The sequence below is a fragment of the Pseudomonas sp. P1_F1_2 genome, assembly GCF_056405815.1.
Genome location: NZ_JBFUBK010000148.1, coordinates 1 through 14,194, shown reverse-complemented (window position 1 = coordinate 14,194; position 14,194 = coordinate 1). Strand labels below are relative to the sequence as shown.

Annotated in this window: 11 protein-coding genes and 1 pseudogene; 7 read left to right on the top strand and 5 right to left on the bottom strand. The window is 59.0% G+C overall.

The genetic code is table 11. The annotated features are described in order from the left end of the window. The 5 genes from AC1D2P_RS28610 to AC1D2P_RS28590 all read right to left on the bottom strand — a co-directional run. A partial coding sequence (locus tag AC1D2P_RS28610; protein ID WP_477811706.1) for a molybdenum cofactor biosynthesis protein MoaE occupies positions 1-411 on the bottom strand: 411 nt, incomplete at its 3' end. 3 nt (positions 412-414) lie between these two features. Next, the gene (gene moaD, locus AC1D2P_RS28605) at positions 415-657 is read right to left on the bottom strand and encodes a molybdopterin converting factor subunit 1 (protein ID WP_109786063.1); all 243 of its coding nucleotides are present in this window, start codon (positions 655-657) and stop codon (positions 415-417) included. Next, positions 654-1,127, bottom strand: coding sequence for a cyclic pyranopterin monophosphate synthase MoaC (gene moaC, locus AC1D2P_RS28600; RefSeq protein WP_077430837.1), 474 nt, complete (start codon positions 1,125-1,127; stop codon positions 654-656). The genes moaD and moaC overlap by 4 nt, the downstream gene beginning before the upstream one ends. 146 nt (positions 1,128-1,273) lie before the next feature. Beyond that, on the bottom strand, positions 1,274-2,668 hold the full coding sequence (locus AC1D2P_RS28595; protein WP_046028950.1) for a PhoH family protein: 1,395 nt from the start codon (positions 2,666-2,668) through the stop codon (positions 1,274-1,276). A 335-nt stretch (positions 2,669-3,003) separates the two neighbouring features. Then, a complete protein-coding gene (locus tag AC1D2P_RS28590; protein WP_477757749.1) occupies positions 3,004-4,128 on the bottom strand; it encodes a polysaccharide deacetylase family protein in 1,125 nt (374 codons plus the stop codon). Positions 4,129-4,395: 267 nt separating this feature from the next. Here AC1D2P_RS28590 and yaaA point away from each other — a divergent pair, with 267 nt between their 5' ends. The 7 genes and pseudogenes from yaaA to AC1D2P_RS28555 form a co-directional block, all read left to right on the top strand. Then, a complete protein-coding gene (yaaA, locus tag AC1D2P_RS28585; RefSeq protein WP_109786065.1) occupies positions 4,396-5,175 on the top strand; it encodes a peroxide stress protein YaaA in 780 nt (259 codons plus the stop codon). An 826-nt stretch (positions 5,176-6,001) separates the two neighbouring features. Then, positions 6,002-7,318, top strand: coding sequence for a nucleotide sugar dehydrogenase (locus tag AC1D2P_RS28580; RefSeq protein WP_109786066.1), 1,317 nt, complete (start codon positions 6,002-6,004; stop codon positions 7,316-7,318). Between the two features lie 151 nt (positions 7,319-7,469). Then, entirely contained in the window at positions 7,470-8,951 is a 1,482-nt protein-coding gene (gene alg8, locus AC1D2P_RS28575; protein ID WP_477811705.1) for a mannuronan synthase, read from the top strand. Positions 8,952-8,987: 36 nt separating this feature from the next. Then, entirely contained in the window at positions 8,988-10,157 is a 1,170-nt protein-coding gene (locus AC1D2P_RS28570; protein WP_477757748.1) for a PilZ domain-containing protein, read from the top strand. A gap of 15 nt (positions 10,158-10,172) precedes the next feature. After that, the gene (algK, locus tag AC1D2P_RS28565; protein ID WP_477811704.1) at positions 10,173-11,678 is read left to right on the top strand and encodes an alginate biosynthesis TPR repeat lipoprotein AlgK; all 1,506 of its coding nucleotides are present in this window, start codon (positions 10,173-10,175) and stop codon (positions 11,676-11,678) included. Continuing rightward, positions 11,675-13,162, top strand: a complete 1,488-nt coding sequence (locus AC1D2P_RS28560) for an alginate export family protein (protein WP_477811703.1) — start codon at positions 11,675-11,677, stop codon at positions 13,160-13,162. The genes algK and AC1D2P_RS28560 overlap by 4 nt, the downstream gene beginning before the upstream one ends. A gap of 26 nt (positions 13,163-13,188) precedes the next feature. After that, a pseudogene (locus AC1D2P_RS28555) lies at positions 13,189-14,194 on the top strand (right-handed parallel beta-helix repeat-containing protein); the annotation flags it as partial.

Below are 14,194 nucleotides of genomic sequence, written 5' to 3'. Positions count from 1 at the left end.
CCCTTCCACCCAACGCGGGCCGTCGCTGGTGTTTTCCTTTTTCCAGAACGGCGCGCGGGTTTTCAGGTAATCCATGACAAAGGCACAGGCATCGAAGGCGGCCTGACGATGGGCGCTGGCGGCACCAACGAAGACGATCGGTTCCCCCGGCTCCAGGGCACCGATGCGGTGCAACACTTCCAGCTTCAACAGCGGCCAGCGTTGCTCGGCTTCGATGGCAATTTTGCCAAGCGCTTTTTCGGTCATGCCCGGGTAGTGTTCAAGAAACATCCCGGCCACATCGAGGCCGTCATTAAAGTCGCGCACGTAGCCGACAAAACTCACCACCGCGCCCACGCCCACATTGGCAGCGTGCATGGCGTTGACTTCGGCACCCGGATCGAACGGCGCAGGCTGCACGCGAATCGCCATGGCTCAGCCCCCGGTCACGGTCGGGAAAAACGCGACTTCATCGCCATCGCTGACAGGTTCGTCGAGCTGGCACAGGTCTTCGTTGCGGGCGCACATCAAGTTCTGCTCGCTCAATACATCAGCACCGTCACGTTGGGCCAACTGCGCGCGCACGTCATCAACCGTAGCGAAATCGCCTTGAACCTTTACCGAGTCCACACCGAGTGCTTCACGGTAACGAGCAAAAAACTTCACGGTGACGTTCATGATGGATCCGCCTGGAAATGACCGCTCTTGCCGCCGACCTTCTCCAGCAGTCGCACGCTTTCGATGGTCATGCCGCGATCCACAGCCTTGCACATGTCATAGATAGTCAGGGCTGCCACGCTGGCGGCGGTCAGCGCTTCCATCTCGACGCCGGTCTGCCCGGACAATTTGCAGCGCGCAACGATGCGCACGGTATCGTCGCCTTCGGCACTGAGTTCGACTTTGACCCCAGTCAGCATCAGCGGATGGCACAGAGGAATCAGATCGCTGGTTTTCTTCGCCGCCTGAATGCCGGCAATACGCGCCACGGCAAACACATCCCCTTTGGGATGACCGCCACTGACGATCATCTGCAACGTTTCGGGCAGCATGCGCACCAGCGCTTGGGCCGTCGCTTCACGGAACGTCACGGCTTTTTCGGTGACGTCGACCATGTTGGCGCGACCTTGGGAATCGAGATGAGTCAGCACAGGGTTACTCCTGATCAGGAGCGTCGATTGTAAACCTGCGGGTCAAATACACCGCATTCGCGAGCAAGCCCGCTCCCACATTTGATTTGGGTTGGGCACAAAAAAACCGGGCGACCTGTGAAGGCCGCCCGGTTTCGATGAAGCAGTTACAAATGCGACTCTGCGTATTCGGCCAGAATCGAACGAGGCACCCCTTGCAGGGTGATGTGCACACCGTTGGGGAAGTCTTTGAAGCGTTCGGTCAGGTAGGTCAGCCCGGAGCTGGTCGCGGACAGGTAAGGGGTGTCGATCTGCGCCAGGTTGCCCAGGCACACCACTTTGGAACCGGCGCCGGCACGGGTGATGATGGTTTTCATCTGGTGCGGGGTCAGGTTCTGGCATTCATCGATCAAAATCAGGCTCTGCTGGAAGCTGCGACCTCGGATGTAGTTGAGGGATTTGAACTGCAACGGCACTTTGCTGAGGATGTAGTCGACGCTGCCATGGGTGTTTTCGTCATCCATGTGCAAGGCTTCGAGGTTGTCGGTGATAGCGCCCAGCCATGGCTCCATTTTTTCCGCTTCGGTGCCGGGCAGGAAGCCGATCTCCTGGTCCAGGCCCTGCACGCTACGAGTGGCAATGATTCGGCGATAGCGTTTGCTGACCATGGTCTGCTCGATCGCCGCCGCCAGCGCGAGGATGGTTTTACCCGAACCGGCTGCACCGGACAGGTTGACCAGGTGGATATCAGGATCGAGCAAGGCATACAGCGCCAGGCTCTGATAGATGTCACGCGGTTTCAGGCCCCAGGCTTCCTGATGCAGCAGCGGTTCCTGGTGCAGGTCGAGGATCAGCAAACGGTCTTCTGCAATTTCCTTGATCCAGCCGACAAACCCCTGCTCATCAATGATGAACTCGTTGATGTGCACCGCCGGCAGGTTGTCAATCAACTGCACCTCGTGCCAGGTGCGGCCATGGTCCTGACGGGTTTCAACCTTGCTCACACGGTCCCAGAAAGAGCCGGTCATGTTGTGGTAGCCGTTGGGCAGCAATGAAACGTCGTCAACCAATTGGTCGGTGCTGTAGTCCTCGGCCGCGATCCCGCACGCCCGGGCCTTGAGGCGCATGTTGATGTCTTTGGTGACCAGCACGACGGGCAGCTTGGGCGAGCGCGCGTGCAGATCGATCAACTGGTTGATGATGATGTTGTCGTTCAGGTGCTCGGGCAGAATGATATTCGGCTCGGTGCGCTTGCTCATCAGAATTGACAGCAAACCCTTGGGCCCACTTTTGCCGCGCTGGATCGGTACACCAAGCTCTACGTCTTCAGGACTGGCATCGCCCAGCGTCTTGTCGATCAGGCGAATCGCCTGACGGCATTCCGCAGCCACGCTGTGATGCCCGCTCTTGAGCTTGTCCAGCTCTTCAAGGACGGTCATCGGGATGGCGACGTGGTGTTCTTCGAAATTGAGCAGCGCGTTTGGATCGTGAATCAATACGTTGGTATCGAGTACATAAAGGATTGGCTGGTTGGAAGAAGAGCTACGTCCGTGATCATCCATACTCGGTCACCTTTGTGGGAGCCAGTAGACGCAATACCTGGGCGGTGCTGCGCCTCGAAGTGGCCGCCGAATCTCACCTGCGGAGAATCAAGTGACTGCAAACAAACGGGTCTTGGAAGACGCCACCTGTGTTGCAGGTTTCGGCGGTCTGTCTTCGTAATACTCCAAAACATGTGACAGAAAAAAGCACTTTGACGTTTTTTTGAAGTTTATTTTTCAGAATGACCAATAGCACTTGGCGGACTGCCACCACCCGTTTAAAGTCGGAAGTCCGCCTGCTGCGAAATCCCTCAAAAAACCGCCTTTAGCCCAATGTTTACGGGCTCTTTCCATTTTCAGCGAAACGCGTCCTGACAATCCTCCCAACCGATCCCGCTTTGCGCCGTTTGCGTAATGAGCCAGGGCATCGCCGTTTTCACCGCGTCCTGCTTCACATTGAAATTGATCACGCCGTGGCGCCACAGCAGCATCAGCGTCAGCACACGCTGCGCGCTGGGGTTGCCCTTGAGCTTGCCCGCCCCGTCCTGTGCATCGATATCCCACAACGCCACCTGCAAGCCCTGGGCGTTGAAGAAGCCTTCGGCATCGGAGCGACGTTGACCGTCGGGCGGGCGAAACAGCGGTACATAATTTTCCGGCAATTTGCTTTTGACCAGCTCGACGCTGCGTCGCACCGAATCCTGCCAATCCTGCCAGTGACTATGGGAGCGGAACTCCCAGCCCTGCACGCCGATGCATTGCTGCGAGTACATCGCTTGCAGGCTCGCCACCGAGCGCTCGGCCAGACGCGCCTGAATATCCTTGCCGAGGACGAAGAACGTGCCGCTCATGTTCGATTTTCGCAGGTACTCGGCGACCCAGCCGGTGTTGTCGGGGGCGACGTTGGCCGCGCTGTCGAAGGTCAGCAAAAACAACCGGTCATGCATCGCATCGCCGTTGCGCTCGTAGTCGCCAAAACGATCGACTTCACTGCTGGTCTGCGGAAACAGAGCAGCCTTGCGCAATTGCTCGTCCAGGTACTGCGCGTGGAACAAACGGCTTGGCTCGGCCCACTTGATGTAGTAGCTCTCGTCGCTGACCTGGAACTTGGCCGCTTGCCCGCGCAGGGTTTCCATGTCCTCGACCAGGAAACAGAACGAAGCATCCTGATCACAGCTTTGCTGGGCGAAGTTGTAGTTGGTCAGCAGGCGCTGCCACAGACGCTGGCGCAGTTGGTTGACCGCTTCCAGATTGATCTTGCGCAACCCCAGGCGCTGGGCCAGGGCCGGCTCATCCAGCGATTCGCTGGCCAGCAGCACCCGTGCAAACATGAGGATTTCGCCCCGCGACGCTACGTCGAACAGGGTCGGGCTGGTGAGCTTTTCAGGCCAGGTGCTGCGATCAAACGTCGCCAGATCGCCCGGCGCCGCCAAGGCACCAAAGCTCAACAGCCAGGCTGAAAAAATAAAAACGATACGCAATGGGATGTCTCCATAACAAAACCCGCGCCGCACTATATATCGAGACGATCAAAAGAGCGCAGCCTCGCGTTGCTCGACAGCGGCTACACCTTGATTAACGCCTCTTCGGACGCTCCGCGTCCGCTTCGACGATGACGCGGAGCGTCACTGGCTGCATTCCCACGCAGAGCGTGGGAACGATCACCGTCCGGCACCTATCACGTTGATAGCTGGAGTCATCCGGCTCTACCCCCTAGAATCGCGCCCACGATTACAGGAGACGACTTCATGCTGATGGTGATTTCACCCGCCAAGACCCTCGATTACGAAACACCGCCGGCAACCCAGCGCTTTACCCAGCCGCAGTACCTCGATCATTCCCAGGAATTGATCATGCAGCTGCGCGACCTGACACCGGCGCAAATCAGCGAGCTGATGCACGTCTCCGACAAGATCGGCGGGCTCAACGCCGCGCGTTTCGGCAGCTGGACGCCAGCGTTTACCCCGGAAAACGCCAAGCAAGCGTTGCTGGCTTTTAAAGGCGACGTGTACACCGGCCTGAATGCACAAACCTTCAGCGAAGCCGATTTCGACTACGCCCAACAGCATCTGCGCATGTTGTCCGGACTGTATGGCCTGCTGCGTCCTCTGGATCTGATGCAACCGTATCGGCTGGAGATGGGCACCAAACTGGCCAATGCCCGCGGCAAGGACCTGTATGCCTTCTGGGGCACGCGAATCAGCGAATGGCTGAACGAAGCCTTGGCCGATCAAGGTGATGACGTGCTGCTGAACCTGGCGTCCAAAGAGTACTTCTCGGCCGTCAAACGCAACGCCCTGAACGCACGCATCATCAATACCGACTTCAAGGACCTGAAGAACGGCCAGTACAAGATCATCAGTTTCTACGCGAAAAAAGCCCGCGGCATGATGAGCCGCTTCGTCATTGAAGAGCGCATCAACAACCCTGCCGACCTCAAGCAATTTGACGTTCAGGGTTACCGCTACAGCGCCGAGCAGTCCAAACCGGACAATCTGGTGTTCCTGCGCGATCACGCTCCCGAATAAAACCACTCTACGGCGCACGACATCCATAACCTCGTCGTGCGCCGACGGCCGATCGTCCAACAATTCCCCTTCCGTCTCGTCGTTTTATTGGCGTCAAAAATACATCACCTCGTTTTTTAACTTTAGTTTCACTCGACTTCGAACTTTTTTTTCAGTAGTGGCACTGAAAATTTTTATCGGTAGTGGCATAAAACTATCGAACTCGGTTATCACCCTATGTATCAAGGGTGAAACAGCAAGTGCCATCACAATGAAAGTAGTGCCATCTTTCTCAATATTTCAAAAAATTTCAGATTCCGCGATGAATGGGCTGGAACTATGTCCAGATGCGTCGCTCATACCACCGGTAACGATTATCAACGTGCTTGTACGAGATAACTTACGCAGACAAGCGATTCACGCAGCGAAGTTGTCACATTAACTTCTGAACATGAGTCACTTATTTGGACAACACACAAAGGACAGGAGATACGCATCATTAATATCACCTGCACGGCCAAGGCAGCGCCCCTATAAACGTGCTCACCTGAGCACCCAACCGCTTGATTTACGGGCTTTTCGCCTGGCATTGAGCGCGCAAGACCTTTGCACAAGCGTCCTCAGGCCAGAGGATCGGCTGCATAACAGGGCACGTCATAATAATAAGGCCTAGTTACGCACATCTTGAGTGCACTTATTTAGACACTCGGAACTTATGTATGTCTGCACACGGCATTGTGGCGCCTGTACGGCGCACTTTCGAGTGCACTATGACCGCAAAACACCATTAACTCCGGCCATCTAATGGCTCGTTGAATACAGTCTTGATAACAGTGAGGTAATTGCGATGCGCATCAGCATATTTGGTTTGGGTTACGTCGGCGCAGTGTGTGCCGGTTGCCTGTCTGCACGGGGCCATGACGTCGTTGGCGTCGATGTTGCCAAAGACAAAATCGATATGATCAACGCCGGCAAATCACCGATCGTTGAACCGGGCCTGGGCGAACTTCTGCGCAAGGGTATCGATACGGGCCGCCTGCGCGGCACCACCAACTTCGCCGAGGCGATTCGTGACACCGACTTGTCGATGATCTGCGTCGGTACGCCGAGCAAGAAAAACGGCGACCTGGAACTGAACTACATCGAAGCCGTGTGCCGCGAAATCGGTTTTGTCCTGCGCGACAAGACCACCCGCCACACCATCGTGGTTCGCAGCACCGTGTTGCCGGGCACCGTGGCTAACGTCGTAATCCCGATTCTGGAAGACTGCTCCGGCAAGAAAGCCGGTGTTGATTTCGGTGTTGCGGTGAACCCTGAGTTCCTGCGTGAAAGCACCGCGATCGCCGACTACGACCTGCCGCCAATGACCGTCATCGGCGAGTTCGACAAAGCATCGGGTGACGTTCTGCAATCGCTGTACGAAGAACTCGACGCGCCGATCATCCGCAAGGACATCGCCGTTGCCGAGATGATCAAGTACACCTGCAACGTGTGGCACGCCACCAAGGTCACCTTCGCCAACGAGATCGGCAACATCGCCAAGGCTGTCGGCGTCGATGGCCGTGAAGTGATGGAAGTGGTCTGCCAGGACAAGACCCTGAACCTGTCCCAGTACTACATGCGCCCAGGTTTCGCGTTCGGCGGTTCTTGCCTGCCAAAAGACGTGCGCGCCCTGACCTACCGCGCCAGTTCCCTGGACGTGGAAGCGCCACTGCTGAACTCGCTGATGCGCAGCAACGAATCCCAGGTGCAGAACGCCTTCGACATCGTTTCCAGCCACGACAAACGCAAAGTGGCCCTGCTGGGTCTGAGCTTCAAGGCCGGCACCGATGACCTGCGCGAAAGCCCGCTGGTGGATCTGGCAGAAATGCTGATCGGCAAGGGTTTTGACCTGAGCATCTACGACAGCAACGTCGAATACGCCCGTGTCCACGGTGCGAACCGCGATTACATCGAGTCGAAAATCCCTCACGTCTCGTCGCTGCTCAACGCCGACTTCGACGACGTGATCAACAACTCCGACGTGATCATCCTCGGCAACCGTGACGAGAAATTCCGCGCCCTCGCGCAGAACGCCCCACATGGCAAGCAAGTGGTTGACCTGGTGGGCTTCATGTCCAAAGCCACCAGCGTCAGCGGCCGCACCGAAGGCATCTGCTGGTAATCCGGAATCCCGTCTCTGATACCGCGCTTTCGCGGATGAAACACCTGTAGGAGCACGGCTTGCCGGCGATAACGGACTTGAGATCGCCATCGCCGGCAAGCCGTGCTCCTACAGGGGCGCGGGGCTTGCAACTGACTTTAGGATTCCGATTATGCACAGGCTAAAGCACGGCCTTCTTCAGGCCGCCGGTTGGCTGTTTTACCTAAGTTTACTGATGGGCATCGCCATGGCGCTGCCTGYGTCCACGTTCGACTCCGAGTCGAAGGACTTCATTTTCCTGATCGGGTTCATCGGCATCTGGCGTTACTCGATGGGCGCCACGCACTTTCTGCGCGGCATGCTGTTTCTGTACGTGGTCTACCCGCACCTGCGGCGCAAAGTGCGCAAGCTGGGTAAAGCGGCAGACCCGTCCCACGTGTTTTTGATGGTCACCAGTTTCCGCATCGACGCGTTGACCACCGCGCAGGTTTACGCCTCGGTGATCCGCGAAGCCATCGACTGCGGCCTGCCGACCACCATGGTCTGCTCGATCGTGGAAATGTCCGATGAGCTGCTGGTGAAGAGCCTCTGGTCGCGGATGAACCCGCCGGCCCGGGTCAAACTCGACTTCGTGCGCATTCCCGGCACCGGCAAACGTGACGGCCTGGCCTACGGTTTCCGCGCCATCTCGCGCCACTTGCCGGACGACCGCGCCGTAGTGGCCGTGATCGACGGCGACACCGTGCTCGGCGAAGGCACGGTGCGCAAGACCGTGCCGTGGTTCCAGCTGTTCGGCAACGTCGGCGGCCTGACCACCAACGAGTTCTGCGAAGTGCGCGGCGGCTACATCATGAGCGAATGGCACAAGCTGCGTTTCGCCCAGCGCCACATCAACATGTGCTCGATGGCCCTGTCCAAGCGCGTATTGACCATGACCGGGCGCATGTCGGTGTTCCGTGCCACGGTGGTCACCAACCCGGAATTCATTGCCGACGTGGAAAGCGACTCGCTGCAACACTGGCGCCTGGGTCGTTTCAAGTTCCTTACCGGTGACGACAAGTCGAGCTGGTTCAGCCTGATGCGCCTGGGCTACGACACCTTCTACGTGCCGGACGCCGCGATCAACACCGTGGAACACCCACCGGAAAAGAGCTTCATCAAGGCCAGCCGCAAGCTGATGTTCCGCTGGTACGGCAACAACCTGCGCCAGAACTCCCGTGCCCTGGGCCTGGGGATGAAACGCCTCGGCCTGTTCACGTCGGTGGTGCTGTTCGATCAGCGCGTGTCGATGTGGACGTCCTTGCTGGGCCTGACCGTGGCGCTGATTGCCAGCTTCAAATACGGCACCGCGTTCATCCTGGTTTACCTGCTGTGGATCGGCATTACCCGCCTGATCCTGACCGTGTTGTTGTCCCTCTCCGGTCACCGAATCGGCCCGGCCTACCCGGCGATTCTCTATTACAACCAGATCGTCGGCGCGCTAGTGAAGATCTACGTGTTCTTCCGCCTCGACCAACAGTCCTGGACTCGCCAGCCCACTTCTCTGACCCGTGATCTCGCCAGCTTTCAACGTTGGTTCAACACCTGGTCGTCTCGGACCATGACCTTCTCCGCCGGCAGCATTTTTGTCGCCGTGCTGCTGATGATGGTCTGACCGCCCCTCTATTGAATTAACCAGGAAATCGCCCCTATGAATACCGCCGTCAACGCCAATGTAGTGCATGAATCCGAAGCCCAGCGCCAACACGCCCGAGTGAAAATTCCGGCCAAGCTGCGATTCTTCGGTCCAGACCGGACGCCGGTTGAAGCCCGCGTCATCGACCTTTCCGCCGGTGGCCTGGCGTTCAACGCCGGGCAATTGCCGCTCAAAGCCGGCGATGTGTACAAGGCCCGCCTGCAATTCGTCATCGACAACCTCGGCCTGGCCATGGACGTCGAATTGCAGGTCCGCTCCTATGATCGCGAGACCGGTCGTACCGGGTGTCAGTTCCAGAACCTGGAGCCGCGCGATATTTCCACCCTGCGTCACCTGATCACCTCTCACCTGGCCGGCGACATCGTCAGCATGGGTGAAATGCTGGCGACCCTGCAGCGCGACAACTTCACCAAGGCGCGCAAGGTCAAGGATGGCGGCCACGGCATGACCGCGTTCGGTCGTCTGCGTGCAGTGACCTTCAGCCTGGGGATTTTCATCGTCGGCGTGGCGGCGTTCGGCTTCATTTTCAAATCGGTGTACGGCATGTACTTCGTCAGCCACGCCCAGGCCGGCCTGGTCAGCGTGCCCGGCATGAACATCACCATGCCGCGTGACGGCACCGTGCAAAGCCTGATCAAAGCCGACGGCGTTGCCGCCAAGGGCGCACCACTGGCAACGTTCAGCACCAGCATGCTCGACGTGCTCAAAGGTCATCTGGACGAAGATCAACTGCAACCGGCCAAGGTTGAAGAACTGTTCGGCAAGCAAATGACCGGCACCCTGACCTCGCCGTGCGATTGCACCGTGGCGCAACAACTGGTTGCCAACGGTCAGTACGCCAGCAAGGGCGACGTGATCTTCCAGTTGGTGCCACGCAACAGCGAAGCCAACGTTGAAGCCCGCTTCTCCTATCGCCAGTTCCGCGACGTGCGCCCGGGCACCCCGGTCAGCTTCCAGATCGCCGGCGAAGACAAAACCCGCACCGGCAAAATCGTCAGCAGCACCAGCCTGAAAAGCGCTGACCTGTCATCCGACATCCGCGTACTGATCCAGCCTGACGAAGCCCTGGACAGCAGCCTCGCCGGTCGCCCGGTCGAAGTGAACAGCGATCGTGGTCCGAACCTGAACTGGCTGATCGAAAAAGCCATGGCTGCTGGTCTGTAACCGGAGGACATGCCCGTGACGATTATCAGTTTCCTGAAAACACCACAAACATTGTGGGAGCGGGCTTGCCCGCGATGGGATCACTTCGGTGTTTCTGAAGAACCGCGTCAAGCGAATCGCGGGCAAGCCCGCTCCCACAGGGGTTATATGGTGTGCTCGCTGGCGCTGGCAGTCAGCCTGGCCGGTTGCGCCGGCCTGCCCGACCAGCGTCTGGCCAACGAAGCCCTCAAGCGCGGCGACACGGCGCTGGCTCAGCAGAACTACAAACAACTGGCCGACCTGGGCTACAGCGAGGCGCAAGTGGGCCTGGCCGATATCCAGGTCGACAGCCGTGACCCGGCGCAGATCAAGCAAGCCGAGGCGACTTATCGCGCCGCAGCCGACGTCTCGCCGCGAGCGCAGGCCCGCCTCGGTCGCCTGCTGGTGGCCAAGCCGGGCTCTACCGAAGCCGAACAGCACGAAGCCGAAGGCCTGTTGAAAAAAGCCTCGGCCAATGGCGAAGGCAACACCCTGATCCCGCTGGCCATGCTCTACCTGCAATACCCGCACAGTTTCCCGAACATCAACGCGCAGAAACAGATCAGCCAATGGCGCGCCGAAGGCAAACCGGAAGCGGGTCTGGCGCAAGTGCTGCTCTACCGCACTCAAGGCACCTACGACCAACATCTGGATGAAGTCGCCAGCATCTGCAAAGCCGCCCTGAACACCACCGACATCTGCTACGTCGAACTGGCCACGGTTTATCAGAAACAGGCCAAGCCCGAGCAACAGGCCGAGCTGATCAAGCAGATGCAAGCCGCACACGCCCGCGGCACCGTCTCCGCGCAGCGGGTGGACAGCGTCGCCCGTGTGCTCGCTGATTCGAGCCTGGGCAAAACCGACGAGAAAACCGCGCAGTCACTGCTCGAACCCATCGCCCCGGGCTACCCGGCGTCGTGGGTCACGCTCGCGCAATTGCTCTATGACTTCCCCGAACTGGGCGATCTCGACCAGATGATGAAGTACCTGGACAACGGTCGCGCCGCCGACCAGCCGCGCGCCGAACTGTTGCTGGGCAAGCTCTACTACGAAGGCAAAATGGTCCCGGCCGACGCCAAGGTCGCCGAAGAACATTTCCAGAAAGCCGTCGGCCGCGAAGTCGCCGCCGATTACTACCTCGGCCAGATCTACCGCCGCGGTTACCTGGGCAAGGTCTATTCGCAAAAAGCGCTGGACCACCTGCTGACCGCTGCACGCAACGGTCAGAACAGCGCCGACTTTGCCATCGCCCAGCTGTTTTCCCAAGGCAAGGGCACCCGGCCCGACCCGCTGAACGCTTATGTCTTCAGCCAATTGGCCAAGGCTCAGAACACCCCGCRAGCCACTGAGCTTGCGCAAACACTCGAAGCACAACTGCCGCCTGCCCAGCTCGCCGAGGCCCAACGCCTGTTGAAACAAGAACAGGCCGTTCGCGGGTCCTTGAGCCAGAACACGCTGGAACTGCATGCCCTGCAAGAAGAAGACGGCGAGGAATCCCTATGAAGTTGAATCCATTCATGAAGGCCGGCATCGGCCTCACGTTCGCGCTGATCTGGTCTTGCCCGACACTGGCCGCGATCACTGAAACCAAAAACTTCGGCCTCGAAGTGAAAGTCACCGGCCAGTCCGAAGACGACAGCGACCTGGGCACCCAGAGCGGTGGCGACGTCAACGGCGTCGGCCTCGACCTGCGTCCGTGGATCTATGGCGAGAGCGGCGCGTGGAGCGCCTACGCCATGGGCCAGGCCGTGACCGCCACTGACATCATCGAGACGGATACCTTGCAAGGGACCGCCGGCGACGGCACCACGCCGACCACCAACGATGATCGCAAGACCAAGAAAAACTACCTGGCGATGCGCGAATTCTGGGTCGGTTACAGCGGCCTCACGCCGTATCCGGGCGAGATGCTCAAGTTCGGTCGCCAACGTCTGCACAATGCTGACGGCCAATGGCGCGACACCAACATCGAAGCCCTGAACTGGACCTTCGACACCACCCTGTTGCGCGCCAACGTCGGTGTCGCCGAACGCTTCAGCGAGTACCGCACCGACCTCACGGAACTGGCCCCCAAAGACAAGGATCGCCTGCACGTCTACGCCGACGCGGAGTATCAGTGGACGCCGGGCAACTGGGTCGGCATTCGGGGTCATCACACCCACGATGACGGCAAGCTCGACTACCCGCAACCGGGTGTACCCACCGATTCGCTGGACAAAAAACAGAACGGCGACATCAGCTGGCTGGGCCTGACCGCCGACAGCGACGCCTACAACTGGCGCAACACCAACACCGTCAATTACTGGGGCAGCATCACCGGCATGAGCGGCGACACCGACACGGTCAACCCGCTGAACGCCAACGGTACGCCTCCGGCCGAAGCCAAGCGCGGTCAAGACCTCAATGGCTGGGCCACGGATGTCGGCGTGCGTCTGCGCCTCGATYCGCAATGGCAAGTCGGTGCCGCCTATGCCCGCGCCAGTGCCGAGTACGAACAGAACGGCCTGGAAAGCAACCGCTCGAACTACACCGGTACCCGTTCGCGGGTTCACCGTTTCGGCGAAGCCTTCCGCGGTGAAATGCAGAACATGCAGACCGCGACCCTGTTCGGTTCGTGGATGCTCAACGACGAATACGACGCCAGCCTGATCTACCACAAATTCTGGCGCGTCGACGGCAACAAGCCGATCGGCAGCAACGGCATCAACGCGRTCGAGAACAACACCGACGACCCGACCGGCGCGATTCTCTCCACCACTTCCCTGCCGCTGAACGATGGCGAAAAAGACCTCGGTCAGGAAATGGACCTGGTCGTGACCAAGTACTTCAAGCAAGGCCTGTTGCCGGCGGCGTTGAGCCAGTCGATCGACGAGCCTTCGGCACTCGTGCGTTTCCGTGGTGGTGTGTTCAAGCCGGGTGATGCGTACGGCAAGGAAGTCGATTCGTACATGCATCGCGCGTTTATCGACGTGATCTGGCGCTTCTGATGCGAACCGCGAAGGGAGTGCCCGACATGAACAATTCGAAGCGAGGTTCGCTCACCTTGCTGGCCAGCGCGATGTTGCTGGCCAGTGCGGCTGCCTTCGCCAATGTGGAGCCGGTCACACCCGTCCAGAAAGGACACCCGGCGACCCTTGCCAAAGGTTTGCAACAAGCCAAGACCTACACCGTCAGCAGCGCGCCGACCGCGCCGCTGGAACTGGCCAAACCAAAACTGCCGGACCTGTCCGGTTACACCGCCGAAGCCATTGCCGCGAAGATCGTGCGCAGCAAGGCCGGCAAAAGCAGCGTGCGCCGGATGATGCAGGAAGACGCCCTGAAGGACTTCATCGGCGGTGACAACAAGATGGCCGAGTGGGTGGTGCGCCAGCACGGTATCCCGCAGGCAATCTTCGTCGACGACGGCTACATGAACCTCAAGGACGTGGCGAAGAAGCTGCCCAAGTACGTGATCGAAACCTCGCCGGGCGTATTTCTGGCGAAGTTGCCGATCGTGGTCGGTCGTCACGGCATCCTCGAAATCGACAAACAGACCCAGGAATTGCGCCTGTCGCAAGAAGCCGGTTCGTTCCTGGTCAACGACGGCCAGCTGTTTGTGCGTGACACCAAAATCACTGGCTGGCGCGAAAAGGACAACGGCCCGGCGACGTTCACTTCGCCCAAGGAATTCCGTCCGTTCCTGCTGTCCTGGGGTGGCACCGAGACCTACATCGCCAACAGCAAGATCGCCAGTTTCGGCTACGCCAACAGTAAGTCCTATGGCGTGAGTATTTCCCAATACACGCCGAACATGGCCAAGGTCCTTAAGCGCCCTGAACCGACCGGCTGGATCGTCGGCTCCGAGTTCTCGGACATGTGGTACGGCTTCTATTGCTACGAAACCCGCGACTTCGTGGTCAAGGGCAACACCTACAAAGACAACATCGTCTACGGCATCGACCCGCACGACCGTTCCCACGGTCTGATCATTGCCGACAACACCGTCTACGGGACCAAGAAGAAGCACGGGATCATTATTT

What these genes read in the sequence shown, in the direction of transcription:
- AC1D2P_RS28580 (WP_109786066.1), top strand. Translation starts at nt 6,002, where the DNA reads ATGCGCATCAGCATATTTGGTTTGGGTTACGTCGGCGCAGTGTGTGCC.
- moaD (WP_109786063.1), bottom strand. Translation starts at nt 657, where the DNA reads ATGAACGTCACCGTGAAGTTTTTTGCTCGTTACCGTGAAGCACTCGGT.
- yaaA (WP_109786065.1), top strand. Translation starts at nt 4,396, where the DNA reads ATGCTGATGGTGATTTCACCCGCCAAGACCCTCGATTACGAAACACCG.
- AC1D2P_RS28595 (WP_046028950.1), bottom strand. Translation starts at nt 2,668, where the DNA reads ATGGATGATCACGGACGTAGCTCTTCTTCCAACCAGCCAATCCTTTAT.
- AC1D2P_RS28570 (WP_477757748.1), top strand. Translation starts at nt 8,988, where the DNA reads ATGAATACCGCCGTCAACGCCAATGTAGTGCATGAATCCGAAGCCCAG.